Here is a 16,409-nt window from a genome sequence, read left to right on the forward strand (position 1 = left end):
TCACCATCCTCACGACAAGCGAGACCAAGCATGCCCGAACGGATCATGCCGGGACTGGGGCTGCGTGCCTTCTATGATCCCGGCCAGCGCAACTGGGGCACCAGCCTCAGCGAAGACCTGCGCCGTCTCTCGGCCCTCGTGCAGGCGCGTGCCACATCGCGGACCGCAGCACTTCCTGCCACGGGCACCGCAGGCCAGATCGCCATCGTGCCCGCCGCGGCAGGCGCCAATGCCAATGCGCTCGCCCTCTGGGACCAGTCGCCAGCCGGGGCGGCTGCATGGGTCTACCTGACCCCCGAGGAGGGCTGGCAGGTCTGGATCGCGGATGAAGCGCGGCATGTGCGGTTCACGGGTGGGGCATGGACCGAGGTGCCCCGACCGGGCGTCGTGCGCATCCGGACGCTGACGGCGACCAGCCACACGCTCGAAGCCGGCGATCTGGGCAGCATCCTCGAGACGACCGGCTCCTCGGCCGTCACCGTAACGATCCCGATTGAGGCGACCGTGCCCTTCGAGATCGGCACGCTCATCAATGTCACGCAAGTCGGCGCCGGGATCGCCACGATCACCGCTGCACCGGGCGTGTCGCTCAATGGCGTCACTGGAGGCTCCGTCGCCCTCGATGGCCAATGGTCCGGCGCCGCCCTCGTCAAGCGCGGGGCAGATGCCTGGGTCATCCAGGGCGCGCTGGCGGGGGCTGTCGCATGAGCCTGCTGATGATGCGCGCCGCCATCCTGGCGCAGGGCGGCGACACCGCTCCGCCGGTGGACATCGGCTCTGTCTGGCAACTCGACACAGCCCGCCGCCCTCCGGGCTACACTCTGTCCGATGCCAATCAGACCGCCGTGAACACCTCTGGCGGGACCAACTATATGCGCTGGGTGCCGAGTGCCAAGGCGATCCTGCCCTCGGACGGGCGGCGCTATTGGGAAGTTCTCTGTGCAGCCAGCGGGGCTGCCAGTTTCGACGGCTACATGGGCGTCGTCTCCGCCGCGCAGCGCGAGGAGTTCAATGTCGGCAACAACCCGATCACGCTGGGCTCCATCGGCTATCGCGGCAACGGTACCCTCTGGTCGTCGAACAACACTGTGGCCGAGCAGCGCCTGACCGGCCTGCCCACCTTCGGGGCGGGCAGCGTGCTGATGTTCGTCCTGGACCCGGCCACCGCGCGGCTCTGGGTCGGCAGGAACGGCGTCTGGCGCGACGATCCGGTGAGCGGGGCGGCAACGTGGACGGCCGCGCAGAGCACGGCCTTCTATCCGCAGGTCCAGGGCCGCAATCCCGGCGACGGCGGCACGCTGCGTTCGCAGCCCTCGCAGTTCAGCTACCCGGTTCCTCCCGGGGCGCTGCCGCTCGGCTACGAGCACCCCGACCTGCGCATCTTCGAGGCGCATGCCTTCATCGAACTGGCCTGGGACAAGGACCTCAGCGTCGGCGAGTTCGAGGCCTGGTTCAATCTCGGCGGCGGCACGCGCCTCACGGCGGGCGGCGTCTCGATCTTCCTCGATCACGGCGGGGGAACCTCCCTCACCGCCGCCCAATCCGCCCTCTACATCGAAGTGGAACTGCCATGAGTTACATCCTGCATCTGGGCCACCAGCCCACCGACATCGCCGGCATCTCGGGGCTCCTGAGCACCGCCGCCGGAGGGTTCGACCCGACGCTCGACGTCAACGCGATCCGGCACGTCGGCTTCAACACCTATTCCGCGCCGTTCTCCTTCTCGGTTTCGGAACCCGTGGGCGATCTCTGGCTGGGGTTCCGCTATGTGCCGCCCAGCGCCGACGCCAACAGCATCAATCGGTCAGAGGCAAGCTTTCTGGAATTCTACAGTGCGACCAACGTGCTGCTGGCCCAGATCAAGCCGGTCACGACGTCCAACCGCTATCACGCTATCGCCGCTGGCGACACCAGCGTGCAGGGCAGTTCCTCCTACACCGCCCCCAACGGTCAGCCGCAATGGATCGACGTACGGGTGACGGTCGGTGCCCAGATTACCATCGAGTTCTATGTCGAGGGCGTTCTGCAATCGACGGCCACCGCCGCGAACGCGAATGGAAAGGGCAAGCCGCGCCACGTGGTCTTTGCCAACACCTCCCTGCACGGGATTTCCACGAACCGCACCTGGTACTACGCCCATATCGCGGCCCTCGACGGCGTCTCGACTATCGGGCGGCGTTTCGTGCGCCGCAGCCCCAATGCCATCGCCAGCTTCAACCAGATGGTGGGCAGCATCGATGCGCTGCGCGATGGCGATATCGCCACGCGGGTCGCCAGCACGGCAGCGGGGCAGCGCATGTCCTTCTCGCTGACTGGCCCGACCGGACCCGCCTCGGTCTCGGCCATCGCTGGCGTGCATCTCAAGCAGATCGCGCAGGCGGGCACGGTCGGGCCCGACGCCACGGCAGGCTTTCTTCGCATCGGCGGGGTGAACCACGATGCCACCCCCGAGACCGTGCCGGACCTCGCACCCAAGCCCGTCTATTCGAGCTGGGCGGTGAACCCGGTCGATGCGAGCCCGTGGAGCGATCTGACCTTGCCCAACGAGGTTGGGATCCTGTCGGCATGAGCCCGCGTCGCTCCGGTGAGGGTCATGTCCGGATGCCCGATGCCGAGTTCGAGGAACTGCTGGCACGCGCGGCGGAAGAGGGTGCCAAACGCGCGCTGGCCGATGTCGGGCTCGACGGTACAGAGGCTGCAATGGATGTCCGCGATCTACGTGCGCTCGTGGACAGTATCCGGCTGGTGCGCCGCACCGCCATGCAGACAGCCGTCCGCATGATCACCACCAGCGTCATGCTGGCGCTGCTCGCCGGTATTGCCATTAAGCTCAAGATCTTCGGCGGCGGTCCGTAGCCGCGCCCATCCCGATCCATCAGCCCAACCGCACCCGCCCTCGTGGCGGGTTTTTCGTTTTCGGAGGACCCCATGCCCACGACTTTCCACCGCCACTGGCACGACGTGCCTGAGAGCACCTGGCGCTGGCCGAACTTCAGCCCGGCCGAAATCGCCTGCCGGGGCACCGGCAAGCTGCTCATTAACGAACCGGCGCTCGACAAGCTCCAGGCGCTGCGCGACCGGCTGGGTAAGCCGCTGATCGTCCGTTCCGCCTATCGCAGCCCCGAGCACAACAGTGCTGTCGGAGGCGCGACCCGGTCGAAACACCTCGACGGCGCCGCATTCGACATCGCCATGGCGAACCACGACCCCGTGGCCTTCGAGACCGCGGCGCGCGAGGTCGGGTTCCTCGGCTTCGGCTTCTACCCGCGCTCGGGGTTCATCCATGTCGATCTCGGTCCCGCACGTCAGTGGGGCGAGCGGTTCCCGGTCCGGGCGACCGCATTTGCAGCCGAGGCTCCGCCCGCGCGCGAAGTGCTCGCCGACAGCCGCACCATGAAGGGCGGTGGCGCGGCTGGCGTGGCGACACTGGGCGCAGCCGGAGTCGAGGTCGCGCAGAGCGTCCTGGCGGAGACCCAATCCGCCATCCTGCCGCTGGTGCCGTATCTCGACACGCTGCGCTGGGTGTTCATCGTGGTGGCGCTCGGTGGCATCGCGGTCACGATCTACGCCCGGCTCGACGACTGGCGCCGGGGGCGGCGGTGATCGCAGCGCTGCTCACCGGGATTGCCGCCAGCCGCTGGATGCGGGTGGTCCTGCGCTACGGCGCCATCGCGGTCGCCGTACTTCTGTTCTTGCTGGCACAACGGCGCTCCGGCGAGCGCGCTGGCAGCCTCGTCGAACGCCTCGAAACCACGGAGAAGGCCAATGATGTCCAACGCCGGATGCTGGAAGCGGCGGCTCGCCGCCCTCGCAATCGCGACGATCTTGCTGACCGGCTGCGCAACGGTCGCTTCTGAACCGCGCCTCGCGACCGTTTGTCCGCCCGTGGTGGAGTACACCCGCGAGGTTCAGGCGCGGGCGGCCGAAGAATCGTCGCAACTGCCCGAAGGCTCCTTGATTGCAGAGATGCTGAGCGACTATGCGGCCATGCGGGATCAGGCGAGAGCGTGTGATTGACACCCGTATGGCGATCTTGGCCACGCACTCCTGCCGCAGGCCCACCGCGACCTGCGAGACCGGAAAGCGATTGCTCTTGCATGCAACCGTAACAGGCCCCGATAGTAGGGATATGGATACAAATACCAAACGCCCAGTCTTGCGCATCCGGATCGTCTTCGGCGACGAGGAAATGATCGGGCCCGGAAAAGCCGAACTGCTCGAACGCATCGATCGCTGCGGCTCCATCGCTGCAGCGGGGCGCGAAATGAGCATGAGCTACAAGCGCGCATGGCAGCTGATCGGCACGTTGAATGCAATGTTCCGCGAACCACTTGTCGACAGCACCCGCGGCGGGCCGGGCGGTGGCGGGGCGGTGCTGACCGAGACGGGCCGGAGGGTCCTGGCCCTTTACCGCGCTTTCGAGGCGGATGCGGCGGCCGCGGGGGCCGCGCGGCTGAACGATATGCAGGCACTGCTGCGGGATATTCCCGACGGAAGATAACGATTGACCTTCGTGCTCTGTTCCGGCGATATGTTTCTTGAACAATATCACCGAAGAGGCCGCGCATGTTCGTTACTTTCTCCCGTCGTTCCGTTCTTGCGGCCGTCGCCGCAGTTGTCTTCGCGACCGGACCCGCCTTGGCTCAGGACGACGCGCCTGTCGTCGCCGCTGCTGCGGACCTTCAATTCGCGGTCGAAGAGATCGCCGCCGCGTTCGAGGCCGAGACGGGCATGCGCGTGCGGTTATCGATGGGCTCGACCGGCAACTTTGCCCGGCAGATCCGCGAGGGTGCGCCGTTCCAGATCTTCATGGCCGCGGATGAGCAGTTCATCTTCGATCTGCACCGGGACGGCTTTGCCCCGAACGAAGGCGATCTTTATGCCATCGGCCGCATCGTGGTGAAGGTGCCGCCGGGCTCGACCCTTGTCGCCGACGGCACCCTCGGATCGCTGCGCCAGGCGCTGGCCGAGGGGCGGATCACCCGCTTTGCCATCGCCAACCCGGATCATGCGCCCTACGGCCGCCGCGCCAGGGAAGCGTTGCAGCACGCGGGACTGTGGGAGGATATCCAGCCCTTCCTCGTTCTGGGCGAGAACGTCAGCCAGGCCGCGCAGTTTGCGCTGTCGGGAAATGCCGAGGGCGGCATCATCGCTCTGTCGCTGGCGCTGGCGCCGCAGTTGCGTGACCTGGGCACCTCAGATCTGATCCCGGAGGATTTCCACGAACCCCTGCGTCAGCGCATGGTCCTTCTGAACGATGCAGGAGAGGTGGCGCAGGCGTTCTACGCCTATATGAACGCGCCCGCGGCGCGCGAGATCATGGAACGCTATGGGTTCCTCCTGCCAGAAGGCGAGTGACCTATGGACTGGACAGCGCTCTGGCTGTCCCTGCGGCTGGCCGCATGGACAGTCGTCATCCTGCTTCCTGTCTCGGTCTTCATGGGGCGGTTTCTGGCCTTCCGGCAGTTCCGGGCAAAGGGGCTGGTCGAGGCGCTGGTGATGCTGCCGCTGGTTCTGCCGCCCACGGTGTTCGGCTTCTACCTGCTCGTGGCCTTCGGGCGGAATTCGCCCGTGGGGGCGTTATGGCAGCAGACATTCGGACACCAGCTGGTTTTCAGCTTCGAGGGGCTGGTGGTGGCGTCGGTGATCTTCAACCTGCCCTTTGCCATCCAGCCCGCGCAACGCGGGTTCGAGGCCATCGCGGTCGAGGTGCGCGAGGCGGCGCGCTGCTGCGGGATGTCGCCGCTGACCTCGCTGTGGAAGGTCGAGTTGCCGCTCGCCTGGCCGGGGCTGATGACGGCGATGGTGCTGACCTTTGCCCATACGCTGGGCGAATTCGGCATCGTGCTGATGGTCGGCGGGTCGATCCCGGGCGAGACCAAGACCATCGCCATTTCCATCTATGACAAGGTTCAGGGCTTCGACGACCGCGGGGCGGCGATCATGTCGGCGACGCTGGTGGCGATCAGCCTTTTCACCATCGCGCTCACCTACTGGCTGTCGGCCCGTGTCGGGCGGAGGTTGTCCTGATGGCGCTGGAGGTGATGGCGCGGGCCACGACACCGATCCCGCTTGATGTGGCCTTTCGCGTCGAACCGGGCGAATTGCTGGCGCTGGTCGGCCATTCCGGATCAGGCAAGACGACGTTGTTGCGCACCATCGCCGGGCTTTGGCGGCCCGAGGGTGCGCGGGTCACGGTCGATGGCACGACCTGGCTGGATACGGTCGCGCGCGTCGATCTGCCCACGCATCGCCGCCGCGTCGGGATCGTGTTCCAGAACTACGCGCTGTTTCCGCATATGACCGCAGCGCAGAACGTGATGGCCGCGATGGACACGGCGGATGAGGCCGAGGCCGAACGCATCCTCGATCTGGTCAACCTGCACGGACTGGCCGACCGCAAGCCCGCGCAGCTGTCGGGTGGCCAGCAGCAGCGGGTGGCGGTGGCGCGCGCGCTCGCCCGCAAACCCCAGGCGCTGTTGCTGGACGAGCCCTTCTCGGCGGTGGACCGCGCCACGCGCGAGCGGCTCTACGCCGAGATCATTGAGTTGCGCCGCTTCCTCGCCATGCCGGTGGTGCTGGTGACCCATGACATGAACGAGGCGCAGCTTCTGGCCGACCGGATGGTGGTCATCGAACAGGGCCGCGTCGTGCGTGAGGGCACGACCGCGCAGGTCATGGCCGACCCGGAGGCGCTGCGCGCCATGGGGATCCGCGAGGTGGCGGTGATGCTGCCCGCCGTCATCGCCGAGCACGGAACCGATGGGTTGACCCGTCTGGAGGCGGAGGCGGGACCACTGTTTCTGCCCGCAGTCGAGGGCGCGCCCGGAACGCATGTTCGAGTGCGGATCATGGCGCATGAGGTGATCCTGTCGCGCGCCCGGCCCGAAGGGCTGTCGGCGCAGAACATCCTCAAGGGCCAGGTGACGGAGCTCGTAACGGGCAAGGGACCGGCCGTGACTGTGCACGTCATGGTGGGCGACCACGAGATACTCGCGCGCATCACCCGACGCGCCGCCGAGCAGATGGCGCTCAGGCCGGGCGACCCCGTCCACGTCATCCTGAAATCCATGTCGGTGGCCCGGGACCATGTCGCCCGCGCCCCCTCTGCGGCCCGGGCTGCCGAATGAACCGCCCTGTACGCCCTGCGATGTCCTTTGGGATCGGCGCCGCCGTCGGCACCGCCGGGGGACTGATCGGCCTCGGCGGTGCTGAATTCCGGCTGCCTGCTCTCATCGGGTTCCTGCGCTTTTCCGCGCGCGAAGCTGTGGCGATCAACCTCGTGGCCAGTTTCATCGTGCTTGCTGCGGCCTTTCCGTTTCGGGTATCAGCCGTTCCGATAATGGAGATCCTGCCGCACCTGCCCGCTGTGCTGGGAATGCTCGCAGGGTCCATGTCCGCCGCATGGGTCGGCGCAGGCTGGTTGCGCAAGACATCCGACCGGTTGCTTGGTCGTCTGATCCTGATCCTGCTCGTCGTCCTCGGCCTGATGTTGATCGCAGAGGGGCTGTTCGTGGCCGAGCCCTATCGGCTTGTTGGGGAGGGGCTGGTCGTCACGGTCCTCGTGGCCGCTGCCTGCGGGGTGGTGATCGGCCTCGTGTCCTCGCTCCTCGGCGTGGCGGGGGGCGAATTGATCATCCCCGTCTTCATCCTGCTGTTCGGCGTTGATGTGAAGCTGGCAGGTTCGATGTCGATGCTGGTGGGCATGCCCACCATCGCCGTGGGCCTGTTGAGGCATTTCGGGGCGGGCTCGGTCCTGCGCGAAAGGCCAGTGTGGTGGCAGATCATCCTGCCGCTCGGGGCGGGTTCGGTCGTCGGCGCCATTCTCGGCGCGCTGGCGCTTGGACTTGTCCCGTCGCAGGCGCTCAAGATCGGACTGGGTTTCATCCTGATCTGGTCGGCTTGGGGCGTGTTCCGGCACCTCGAAGAGCGCCGACTAGCTTGAACCGACTGAATTTTTGTGGGCGGTCCGAGGAATTCGCACACTGCGCAAATCATGACTTTCTCCACGTCAACATGGCACAAAACGAAGCTGCCGGTCAGTCAGTTAACTTCCCTTCTGCTCACAGTGCGGTGCCGACAAGCGCCCCGATACCTGCGGTCAGCGCCATCGCGAGTGCACCCCAGAACGTTACGCGCAGGGTTGCGCGCCAGACCGGCGCGCCTCCGGCAGACGCACCAACAGCCCCCAGCAAGGCAAGAAACAGCAGCGAGGCGATGGTGACCGTCCAGACCAACAGATCGGCGGGCGAGACCAGGACCATCGTCAGCGGCATTGCGGCGCCAATGGCAAAGGTGAGCGCCGATGTCAGCGCCGCTTGAACCGGCCGCGCCGTCGTCACTTCGGAAATACCCAGCTCATCGCGCAGGTGCGCGCCGAGCGCGTCGTGTTCCATCATCTGGGCTGAAACCTGCCGGGCAAGCTCCGGCTCGACCCCGCGCGCAACGTATATCTGGGTCAGTTCATCAAGCTCCGCCTCGGGCTGGCCGACCAGTTCCGAGCGCTCTCTTTCGAGGTCGGCAGTCTCGGTATCGGATTGGGAGCTGACCGAGACATATTCCCCTGCCGCCATCGACATGGCGCCAGCGACCAGCCCGGCGATCCCCGCAACCAACACTTCCGACGTTGCGGCAGAGGCCGCCGCGACCCCGACGATCAGGCTCGCCGTGGATACGATGCCGTCATTGGCGCCCAGCACGGCTGCGCGCAACCAGCCGATACGCGAAACAAGATGGGCTTCGGCGTGAAGGGTTACCGCGCGCATCGCTGCAACCTTCGGTCAGAATATGACGGGCTCATGCCCCTATTCCTTTGCGATTCCGGAGCGGATCGCTCCCCGATTGAATTGCTTGAGGGGTCATGTCGCCAGGCACACGGCCGCCCGTTCGCAGAGCGCCCTTTCCAACTGCAGCGTCACGTGGCCGATGCCGAAGTCATGCTCCAACTCGTCCGTGACCTGTTCGATGAAAGCGTCGGCGTCGGCGCCCTGCCAGACCACATGCGCCGCCAGAGCCGTGCGCGTTGTCGACAGGGCCCAGATGTGCAGATCGTGCACATTGCTGACGCCTGGCAGGTCGCCGATCCAGTCGGCCACTGCTTGCCGATCAATGCCCTCCGGCACTCCGTCCAGCCCCAGTCGGAGCGATGCGCGCATCAGGCCCCACGCCGTCCAGGCGATCAGCAGGCTAACCGCTATGGCGACCGCCGGGTCCAGCCAGTGCCAGCCGGTAAGCATGATTCCGGCCGCGGCAATGACGACCGCGCATGAGACGGCCGCATCGGCGGCCATGTGGAGATAGGCGCCCTTGGCGTTCAGGTCGTCCTTTTGCGACTCGATGAACAACAGCGCCGATCCTGTGTTCACCCCGATCCCCACCATCGCGACCAGCAGGATCGTCAGCCCCGGCACCTCGACCACGGTCTGGAACCTTTGCGCGGCCTCCCACACCACCACGACGACTCCGATCAGGATCGCAACCGCGTTCAGCATCGCGGCGAGGATCGTCGCACGGCCATAGCCGAACGTGTAGGTGGCGCTGCCCACACGCTTGGCCAGCACCGCCGCCCCCCAGGCGATCAGCAGACCCGCCACGTCGGTCAGATTGTGCGCAGCATCCGCCAAAAGCGCGAGCGAGCCTGTCAGGAACCCGAACGTCGCCTCGACGATCACATAGGCCGTGTTCAGCCCCACCGCCCAGCGAAACGCCGGGCCAAGGTCGGTTGGTGGGGTATGCGTGTGGTCGTGGGCCAATGTCAGCCTTTCCGCCGGATCGTGCCGGAAAGCTCCGTCGCACCCGCCAATGTGTTGAAGATCGTGCCATATTTCTGAAGGTTGCGGTGCAGCAGGTCGAGCCGCGCATCGGATTCGTCGGTGTCCACGACGATGTCGTAGGTTATGCGGACCATCTTTGGCGGGCTGTCCTGCCGTATGCCATGCAGGCTGACCTCGATGCCGCGCAGATCGAAGATCAGCACCGGGGTGACCCGTTCAGCGCTTTTCAGGATGCAGGCGGCAAGGCTGGCCAGCAACATCTCGGCCGGATTGAATGCATCGGCTCGGCCCGCCATGTCGGTATCAAGGACGATCCGCGCCTCCTTCGTGGTGGCCTCGGAGCCGTGACTGTCGATGCGGCGGGCAGAGACGTGGTATTCCAGCATGATCCGTCCTTTCAGGCCGAAGTCTCGGTGCCGGGAACCAGGAATTCCGGCGCCTGACCCTCGGGCATCGCCGCCAGTTCCTCTGCCGTCAGTCGGGCATAGACCTCGACCAGCGTGCCGTCAGGGTCGGTCAGCCACAACTCGTGCAGCGGCGTGCCCTTCCAGGTCGTCCGCGGAGGCTTTTCGACATGCCCGCCCACGGCGACAGCGCGGTGATAGGCGTCGATCACCGCCGCGCGGTCGGGCAGCGCGATCCCGAGGTGATAGAGCGTGTCGTGATGCAGATCCTCGCCGTCGGCGACCATGATCACGAAGTTGAGGTTCAGGTCGGGGCGGATGAAGGTCGCATAGCGGTGCGTCCATTCCTTGGGCCAGGTGTTCAGGAGCCAAGCGTAGAACCGTGTGCTGGCACCGAGATCGCGCACTCGAAGGCTGGCGTGAAACTCGGTCCCGGTCGGTCCTTCAGGCACATCGATCAGTCCCGCCAGAACCTCGATCCTCGCCTTGATCTGATCGCGTGCGGTGCGAAACGCAGCGATGTCGCCTGCTGCCGAGGGGTCGGTGATGGGCCAGTGCAGCCGCCTGACCGGGCCGGGGACGAAGGGGCAGACCTCTTCGGCGCAGAGCGTGACGATCAGGTCTGCCGTTTCTGGCGACACCTCCTCGAGCGGCTTTGACCGGTGACCCGAAATGTCGATGCCCGCCTCGGAGAGAGCCTCCACTGCCAGCGGGTTCACTCGCCCGGGGTTTGAGCCCGCGCTGGCGACCTCCACGGACGCAGGCAGCAATGCGCGGGCCAGCCCCTCGGCCATCTGGCTGCGGGCAGAATTGGCGACGCAGAGAAACAGGATACGCATGGGGTCAGACCTCGTTGTTCTGAAGCGGCACCATCAGCACAGGGCGGCGGGCGATCTCGCAAAGATTGGCTGCCGTGGAGCCGATGGTGATGCTGTCCACCCAGCCTTGGCCGTGCTTGCCGACGACGATGAGATCGGCATCGCGAGCGGCGGCTGCGCGGGCGATTTCCTCGAACGGTTTGCCCGTCGCCAACTGGACCTCGGACTTGCCACCGGCGGCGGCGACCTCATGGGCGATGTCGTCGAGTGCGGCACGCGCCATCACCGGCCAGCGCGGGTAGCGGGCCTGCTCGTCAGAACTGACGACATGGACCAGTTCGACGACGCCCGCATGAGGGGCGAGCCTGGCAGCCACGGCTTCGGCGGCATGGGCTTGTGGCGAGAAATCCGTTGCCAGCAGAAACCGCCGCAAGCCCCCATGACAGGTGCGCTCGCAGGCCGCATCGCCATCCGTGCCCGTGGCCTCGATCCATTCCAACCGCACCGGGAGGGTGCTGAGCCGGATCACCTCGCGCGCGACAGAGCCGAGGAACAGGCCGCGGATCATGTTCTGCCCGCGCGATCCGATCACGATCAGGTCGGCGCCATGCTCACTGGCTGCGGAGAGGATGTCCTTCGCCACTTCACCTGCGGCGCGTATGTCGACATCGACCTCGAGTCCTGCCTCGCGCATCGGCGCGGCCCGATCCCGCAGCCAATCCTCCAGCGCATCCTTGTTCCCGTAGGAAGCCCCCTGGCCGTAGCCGACTTTCACGACATGGGTCAGGATCACACGGGCGATGCCCATCTCGCGCAAGTCCGCCAGGCAGTCGAGCAGAGGGCCTTGGGCGGCGGAGTAATCGAGAGAAATCAGAGCTGTGCGAAACATCAGTTTTGCTCCTTTGTTCTGGGCGTGCGGATGGGGGTTTCCTCGGCCGGGAACCAGTGTCGGGTGCGGTTGGCAAACCAGACCAGCGACAGCATCACCGGCACTTCGACCAGCACGCCCACCACTGTGACAAGGGCGGCGATGGAGTTGAGGCCGAACAGGCCGATGGCCACCGCCACGGCGAGTTCAAAGAAATTCGACGTCCCGATCATCGCGCAGGGGGCCGCGACGTTATGGGGTACGCGCCATGCTTTCGCGGCCCAGTAGGCAATGGCGAAGATGCCGTATGACTGGATCAGCAGTGGGATCGCGATCATCACGATGACCAGTGGCTGCGACAGGATCACCGCGCCCTGAAAGCCGAACAGCAGAACGACCGTCGCCAGCAGGCCCACAACCGAGAACGGCTTCACCTTGGCTGTGAACGCGCCGACGGCGGCCTCGGCAGCAGCCGGATCCGCGGCGCCGCGCGTCATCAGCATCCGCGTCACGATGCCAGCCGCCAGCGGGATCACGATGTAGAGGCCAACCGACAGGATCAGCGTCGCCCAGGGCACCGTGATATCGGTGACGCCCAGCAGCAAGGCCACGATCGGCGCATAGGCGAAGACCATGATCGCGTCGTTCAGCGACACCTGCGCCAGCGTATAGTTTGGATCGCCCTTGGTCAGTTGCGACCAGACAAAGACCATCGCTGTACAGGGCGCGGCACCCAGCAGGATCAGACCCGCGATATACTGGCCCGATGTGCCGGGCTCGATGAAGGGGGCGAAGATCCAGTCGAAAAACAGCACGCCGAGTGCTGCCATGGTGAAGGGCTTGATCAGCCAGTTCACCGCCAGCGTGATGATCAGACCCTTCGGCCGTTCATGGACCCGCGCAAGCGCCCGGAAATCCACCGCCACCATCATCGGATAGACCATCGCCCAGATCAGCGCGGCGACGACGAAGTTGACCGAGCCGTATTCCAGCGACGCAAGGAAGTTTACCAGCCCCGGAGCGATCTGACCGAGGGCAAGACCGGCGATGATCGCCAGTGCGACCCAGATCGAAAGATAGCGTTCAAATGCAGACATGGGCGACGTCGTCCTCTAGGGTTCAGGCTATGGCGGGTGTGCGGCCGACCAGCGCGCGCAGGCGGTCCGCGCCAACCGGGTCTTCGGGCAGCATCGGCACCACGGCATGAAGTGCGGCAAGCCCACCGCGCACTTTGGCGATCTCAGGCGCTTCCGTGGCCGCGCGGGCCGCGAGGACCGGATGCGTGGTCGCCGTGGCGGCGAGACTTGCGTTGATGACCCAGCCGTAGGGCGTGATCCCGGCGCGTTTCAGATCCTCCTGAAGCCGGGCGGCTTCCAGAACCGGCGTCGTCTCGGGCAGGGTCACGATCAGGATCTTGGTCATCTCCGGGTTCTGCAGCCGCATCATCGGCGTCGTCATGTGGCTGGCCTGCTCCCCCGCGTGCCGCAGCACATCACGGTGGTAGGATCCTGTCGCATCCAGCAGCAACAGCGTGTGGCCGGTTGGCGCGGTATCCATCACCACGAACTTGCGCCCCGCCTCGCGGATCACCCGTGAGAACGCCTGAAACACGGCGATTTCCTCGGTGCACGGCGAGCGCAGGTCCTCTTCCAGCATCGCGCGGCCCTGTGCATCGAGGCTCGCGCCCTTGGACGCCAGGATGTGGTCGCGGTAGGTCTGCGTCTCGAGGGCGGGGTCGATGCGGCTGACGGTCAGGTGCGGCACGTCTCCGGCCAGCGTCTCGGTCAGATGCGCGGCGGGGTCGGTGGTGGTCAGCAGCACCTCATGCCCGCGCGCGGCGAGTTCGACGGCCACGGCGGCAGCGATGGTGGTCTTGCCGACGCCGCCCTTGCCCATGGTCATCACAAGTCCGCGGCCCCCGGCTTCGATCCCGTCGACCAACGCTGAGAGCGGCGGGAGATCGGTGTCGGTGACGCGCGGCGCGGCCTTTCCGAGTTCGACCGGTGCATTCATCCGGCGCAGCGCGTCGAGACCTACAAGGTTCTCGGGCCGCAGCGCGAAGCGGCTTTGCGGCAGGGCTGCCAGGTGCGTGTCCATGCCATCCAGCGCCGCTTGGTCGCGCGCGATCAGGCTGGCGGCGAGCGCATCGCCCATGTCCTTGTCCGGCATCAGCCCGTTGATCGCCAGATGCTGGTTGCCGATGCCGATATCCGCCAGCTCCCCACTGGTGCGCGCGGCCTCCGCCAGCGAACTGACGCGCGGACGTGCGACGAGGATCAGCCGCGTGCGGGCCGCATCGGACAGGCTGTCCACGGCCGCCGCATAGCGCGCGCGTTGCTTCTCCAGCCCAGCAAGGGGACCGAGACAGGACGCATCGCCCCCGGTTTCCAGAAACCCGCTCCAGGCGCCGGGCAGTTTCAGCATCCGGATCGTGTGGCCGGTCGGGGCCGTGTCGAAGATGATGTGATCGTAGGCACTGGTCACGGCATCGTCGGTCAGAAGTGCCGTGAACTCGTCGAAGGCGGCGATCTCGGTCGTGCAGGCGCCCGAAAGCTGCTCCTCGATGCCCTTCAGCGCCTTTTCGGGCAGCACCCCGCGCATCGGCCCGACGATGCGGTCGCGATACTCGGCCGCTGCCGCCTCGGGGTCGATTTCCAGCGCGTCGAGCCCAGGCACGGCGGCAACCGGGGTGACATGGTTGCCGATCTCGATCCCGAACACCTGCCCGACATTCGAGGCCGGATCGGTCGAGACCAACAGAACCCGCTCCCCCGCATCGGCTAGGCCCACCGCCGTGGCGCAGGCCAGCGAGGTCTTGCCCACGCCGCCCTTGCCGGTGAGAAAGACGAATTTGGGCAGATTGTTGAACATGACTTCTCCTTTCGCCGCCCCGAACGAGCGGTCGTCATCTGTCGCACGGGCTTTGCCGGCGTAAATTGCTTCAGGTCAGACGTTGGCGCCGCGTCAGCAGCAGCTTGCAGCCTTTTCCATGGCCGGTTCGGCCTTGGAACTGCCGCCGCAGCAGCCCGTCGCCGCAGCGGGTGCCGCCTTGGCCGGACCGCAGCAGGTTGATGCCTTCGGGGTCTCGACTTCAGGCTCGGGGATCAGCTTTTCGGCCAAGGTATGAATGTTTTTTGCCGAGGCTTCCTTCACCATGCGCCCCACGGCGATGGCCTCGCGCATCTGCGCCTCGCTCAGCCCGACTTCCCGCGCCTTTTTCGTGTGATACTTCAGGCAGGGCTCGCAGCTTGCTCCAATTGCCGCCCCGAGCGCGATCAGCTCGCGCACCTGCTCGGTGATCTCGAGCTTCGGTGCGTTGATGCCCGTCCAGTCGGCCAGTTCCGCGCGGCTCGGATAGTGCGCCTTGGCCTTTAGCGCGCCGTTGATCATGAAGACCGGCAGATCGTCGCCTTCGCTGTCCTGCATGATCTGGCGGATCGTGTCGTTGGCGGCGAACTCGGCCGGTTCGCGGCTCAGCCCGAAACGCTGAACGCGCACGCCTTGCGCTTTAAGCCAGTCCAGATCGGCGGCCAGATCGACGAGTTTCTGGTCAACATCGGTGCCGCAGATGCCGGTCGAGCAGCACATGGCGGGGTCGTAGACTGTGATGGTGGTCATTTGCACATCTCCTTGGAAACGCATCCTTGCGGGGTGAAACAGCAGGGCGCCTCGCCTTCGGCCGGGCGTGCGGCAATGGCTTCGATCAGATCGCGGATCGGGGCGAGCGCCGCCGGGTCGAGCGCGTAGCAAACTCGGGGATAGTCAATGGTGCCCGTCACGAGCCCTGCATCCTTAAGGACCCGCAGGTGTTCGGAGACCGTCGATTGGGCCAGTCCGACTTGATCCACGATATCCCCGCCGATGCAGCCAGGCTTCGAGAGCAGAAAGGTGACGATCCTGACCCGGGCCGGATGCGCGAGCGCCTTGGCGATCGCAGCGATCTGTTCCGCCTCGATCGAAGGCGACAGCGCTACGGTGTTTCGATCCAACATGTCACAGCTTCCTTGTATCGGCTATATCCGATACATATGGATCGGCGATCCACGATACAAGAGCCTATCGTCAATCACCGATCAATAGTGCGACTGATGCGAAGTCGGGCAGGCTCGAAGCCGTTGACGGCGTGGGACGTCGGGCTTCCGAAAACGACGGCGCCAGATTGAGACATAATAGAATCAATTACTTAGAAGTGGAGAAGGTTGGATATCAGGCCCATCCCCTCCGCCACTTGCCTGCCGAACAGATTTCTCTGCGCAGGCGTGGGTAACAATTTTCCCGTTGTGTTCGAGGGTTATGTGGGGTGGGCTGTTGACCGCTCCGCGCCCCAACGGGATAATTTGCTCTCTCCGGCCCGGAATTCTCTGAACCTGTTGACTCGCCGACAGTTGGTGAAGTTCCTGCAACCCATTGATGTCATGATGTTGATTTCCACCCAGAACTGAGCCGGGTTTTCCATCGAGAAGTGAGCCACCTCTGATTATGGATTTCGGCTCAGGCTGGGGTCAAGGCATGGCTGTCTTCCTTCTTTTTGCGGGTCGCTGCGGCT

At 65.7% G+C, this 16,409-nt stretch carries 20 protein-coding genes; 11 read left to right on the forward strand and 9 right to left on the reverse strand.

Annotation, left to right across the window (positions count from 1 at the left end):
* The first annotated feature begins 30 nt into the window (after window positions 1-30).
* The 11 genes from EYB42_RS15575 to EYB42_RS15630 all read left to right on the forward strand — a co-directional run bounded on the left by EYB42_RS15575 (window position 31) and on the right by EYB42_RS15630 (window position 7,945).
* A complete protein-coding gene (locus EYB42_RS15575; RefSeq protein ID WP_128513639.1) occupies window positions 31-708 on the forward strand; it encodes a DUF2793 domain-containing protein in 678 nt (225 codons plus the stop codon).
* Entirely contained in the window at window positions 705-1,574 is an 870-nt protein-coding gene (locus tag EYB42_RS15580; RefSeq protein ID WP_128513640.1) for an SPRY domain-containing protein, read from the forward strand. Before EYB42_RS15575 ends, EYB42_RS15580 begins: the two co-directional genes overlap by 4 nt.
* On the forward strand, window positions 1,571-2,569 hold the full coding sequence (locus EYB42_RS15585; RefSeq protein ID WP_128513641.1) for an FscB: 999 nt from the start codon (window positions 1,571-1,573) through the stop codon (window positions 2,567-2,569). The genes EYB42_RS15580 and EYB42_RS15585 overlap by 4 nt, the downstream gene beginning before the upstream one ends.
* A gap of 32 nt (window positions 2,570-2,601) precedes the next feature.
* A complete protein-coding gene (locus EYB42_RS15590) occupies window positions 2,602-2,856 on the forward strand; it encodes a DUF6127 family protein (protein WP_202910013.1) in 255 nt (84 codons plus the stop codon).
* 72 nt (window positions 2,857-2,928) lie between these two features.
* Window positions 2,929-3,603, forward strand: coding sequence for a YcbK family protein (locus tag EYB42_RS15595; protein WP_128513643.1), 675 nt, complete (start codon window positions 2,929-2,931; stop codon window positions 3,601-3,603).
* Entirely contained in the window at window positions 3,600-3,857 is a 258-nt protein-coding gene (locus EYB42_RS15600) for a hypothetical protein (protein WP_128513644.1), read from the forward strand. The genes EYB42_RS15595 and EYB42_RS15600 overlap by 4 nt, the downstream gene beginning before the upstream one ends.
* Window positions 3,858-4,024: 167 nt before the next feature.
* Complete coding sequence (locus EYB42_RS15610; protein ID WP_346763314.1) at window positions 4,025-4,501, forward strand: winged helix-turn-helix domain-containing protein; 477 nt, start codon at window positions 4,025-4,027, stop codon at window positions 4,499-4,501.
* A 65-nt stretch (window positions 4,502-4,566) separates the two neighbouring features.
* Complete coding sequence (modA, locus tag EYB42_RS15615) at window positions 4,567-5,358, forward strand: molybdate ABC transporter substrate-binding protein (RefSeq protein ID WP_128513647.1); 792 nt, start codon at window positions 4,567-4,569, stop codon at window positions 5,356-5,358.
* A 3-nt stretch (window positions 5,359-5,361) separates the two neighbouring features.
* Entirely contained in the window at window positions 5,362-6,030 is a 669-nt protein-coding gene (gene modB, locus EYB42_RS15620; protein ID WP_128513648.1) for a molybdate ABC transporter permease subunit, read from the forward strand.
* On the forward strand, window positions 6,030-7,130 hold the full coding sequence (gene modC, locus EYB42_RS15625) for a molybdenum ABC transporter ATP-binding protein (protein WP_128513649.1): 1,101 nt from the start codon (window positions 6,030-6,032) through the stop codon (window positions 7,128-7,130). Before modB ends, modC begins: the two co-directional genes overlap by 1 nt.
* Window positions 7,127-7,945 (forward strand): sulfite exporter TauE/SafE family protein, encoded by an 819-nt coding sequence (locus EYB42_RS15630; protein ID WP_128513650.1) that lies wholly within the window; start codon window positions 7,127-7,129, stop codon window positions 7,943-7,945. Before modC ends, EYB42_RS15630 begins: the two co-directional genes overlap by 4 nt.
* Window positions 7,946-8,063: 118 nt before the next feature.
* Here EYB42_RS15630 and EYB42_RS15635 read toward each other — a convergent pair whose 3' ends face one another.
* The 9 genes from EYB42_RS15635 to EYB42_RS15680 form a co-directional block, all read right to left on the reverse strand.
* A complete protein-coding gene (locus EYB42_RS15635) occupies window positions 8,064-8,765 on the reverse strand; it encodes a VIT1/CCC1 transporter family protein (RefSeq protein WP_128513651.1) in 702 nt (233 codons plus the stop codon).
* Between the two features lie 93 nt (window positions 8,766-8,858).
* A complete protein-coding gene (locus EYB42_RS15640; protein WP_128513652.1) occupies window positions 8,859-9,752 on the reverse strand; it encodes a cation diffusion facilitator family transporter in 894 nt (297 codons plus the stop codon).
* 2 nt (window positions 9,753-9,754) lie between these two features.
* Window positions 9,755-10,159 (reverse strand): OsmC family protein, encoded by a 405-nt coding sequence (locus EYB42_RS15645; protein WP_128513653.1) that lies wholly within the window; start codon window positions 10,157-10,159, stop codon window positions 9,755-9,757.
* Window positions 10,160-10,170: 11 nt separating this feature from the next.
* Window positions 10,171-11,016 carry an arsenate reductase/protein-tyrosine-phosphatase family protein gene (locus EYB42_RS17510; RefSeq protein ID WP_202910014.1) on the reverse strand — a complete coding sequence of 282 codons (846 nt, stop codon included), beginning with the start codon at window positions 11,014-11,016 and terminating at the stop codon, window positions 10,171-10,173.
* Window positions 11,017-11,020: 4 nt separating this feature from the next.
* Window positions 11,021-11,884, reverse strand: coding sequence for a universal stress protein (locus EYB42_RS15660; protein WP_128513654.1), 864 nt, complete (start codon window positions 11,882-11,884; stop codon window positions 11,021-11,023).
* Entirely contained in the window at window positions 11,884-12,960 is a 1,077-nt protein-coding gene (arsB, locus tag EYB42_RS15665; RefSeq protein ID WP_128513655.1) for an ACR3 family arsenite efflux transporter, read from the reverse strand. Before arsB ends, EYB42_RS15660 begins: the two co-directional genes overlap by 1 nt.
* Window positions 12,961-12,982: 22 nt before the next feature.
* Complete coding sequence (gene arsA, locus EYB42_RS15670; RefSeq protein WP_128513656.1) at window positions 12,983-14,734, reverse strand: arsenical pump-driving ATPase; 1,752 nt, start codon at window positions 14,732-14,734, stop codon at window positions 12,983-12,985.
* Between the two features lie 93 nt (window positions 14,735-14,827).
* Complete coding sequence (gene arsD / locus EYB42_RS15675; RefSeq protein ID WP_128513657.1) at window positions 14,828-15,481, reverse strand: arsenite efflux transporter metallochaperone ArsD; 654 nt, start codon at window positions 15,479-15,481, stop codon at window positions 14,828-14,830.
* Window positions 15,478-15,855, reverse strand: a complete 378-nt coding sequence (locus EYB42_RS15680) for an ArsR/SmtB family transcription factor (RefSeq protein ID WP_128513658.1) — start codon at window positions 15,853-15,855, stop codon at window positions 15,478-15,480. The genes arsD and EYB42_RS15680 overlap by 4 nt, the downstream gene beginning before the upstream one ends.
* Between the last annotated feature and the right edge of the window lie 554 nt (window positions 15,856-16,409).

It is taken from the genome of Tabrizicola caldifontis (genome assembly GCF_004762095.1).
Taxonomy (GTDB): Bacteria; Pseudomonadota; Alphaproteobacteria; order Rhodobacterales; family Rhodobacteraceae; genus Tabrizicola; species Tabrizicola caldifontis.

Excerpts from the sequence above, each read along its gene's own strand:
- EYB42_RS15595 (WP_128513643.1), top strand. The coding sequence starts at position 2,929 with ATGCCCACGACTTTCCACCGCCACTGGCACGACGTGCCTGAGAGCACC.
- EYB42_RS15590 (WP_202910013.1), top strand. The coding sequence starts at position 2,602 with ATGCCCGATGCCGAGTTCGAGGAACTGCTGGCACGCGCGGCGGAAGAG.
- EYB42_RS15645 (WP_128513653.1), bottom strand. The coding sequence starts at position 10,159 with ATGCTGGAATACCACGTCTCTGCCCGCCGCATCGACAGTCACGGCTCC.
- arsD (WP_128513657.1), bottom strand. The coding sequence starts at position 15,481 with ATGACCACCATCACAGTCTACGACCCCGCCATGTGCTGCTCGACCGGC.
- EYB42_RS15580 (WP_128513640.1), top strand. The coding sequence starts at position 705 with ATGAGCCTGCTGATGATGCGCGCCGCCATCCTGGCGCAGGGCGGCGAC.
- modC (WP_128513649.1), top strand. The coding sequence starts at position 6,030 with ATGGCGCTGGAGGTGATGGCGCGGGCCACGACACCGATCCCGCTTGAT.
- EYB42_RS15630 (WP_128513650.1), top strand. The coding sequence starts at position 7,127 with ATGAACCGCCCTGTACGCCCTGCGATGTCCTTTGGGATCGGCGCCGCC.
- modA (WP_128513647.1), top strand. The coding sequence starts at position 4,567 with ATGTTCGTTACTTTCTCCCGTCGTTCCGTTCTTGCGGCCGTCGCCGCA.
- EYB42_RS15680 (WP_128513658.1), bottom strand. The coding sequence starts at position 15,855 with ATGTTGGATCGAAACACCGTAGCGCTGTCGCCTTCGATCGAGGCGGAA.
- EYB42_RS15610 (WP_346763314.1), top strand. The coding sequence starts at position 4,025 with ATGGCGATCTTGGCCACGCACTCCTGCCGCAGGCCCACCGCGACCTGC.
- EYB42_RS15585 (WP_128513641.1), top strand. The coding sequence starts at position 1,571 with ATGAGTTACATCCTGCATCTGGGCCACCAGCCCACCGACATCGCCGGC.
- modB (WP_128513648.1), top strand. The coding sequence starts at position 5,362 with ATGGACTGGACAGCGCTCTGGCTGTCCCTGCGGCTGGCCGCATGGACA.
- EYB42_RS15660 (WP_128513654.1), bottom strand. The coding sequence starts at position 11,884 with ATGTTTCGCACAGCTCTGATTTCTCTCGATTACTCCGCCGCCCAAGGC.
- EYB42_RS15635 (WP_128513651.1), bottom strand. The coding sequence starts at position 8,765 with ATGCGCGCGGTAACCCTTCACGCCGAAGCCCATCTTGTTTCGCGTATC.
- arsB (WP_128513655.1), bottom strand. The coding sequence starts at position 12,960 with ATGTCTGCATTTGAACGCTATCTTTCGATCTGGGTCGCACTGGCGATC.
- EYB42_RS17510 (WP_202910014.1), bottom strand. The coding sequence starts at position 11,016 with ATGCGTATCCTGTTTCTCTGCGTCGCCAATTCTGCCCGCAGCCAGATG.
- EYB42_RS15575 (WP_128513639.1), top strand. The coding sequence starts at position 31 with ATGCCCGAACGGATCATGCCGGGACTGGGGCTGCGTGCCTTCTATGAT.
- arsA (WP_128513656.1), bottom strand. The coding sequence starts at position 14,734 with ATGTTCAACAATCTGCCCAAATTCGTCTTTCTCACCGGCAAGGGCGGC.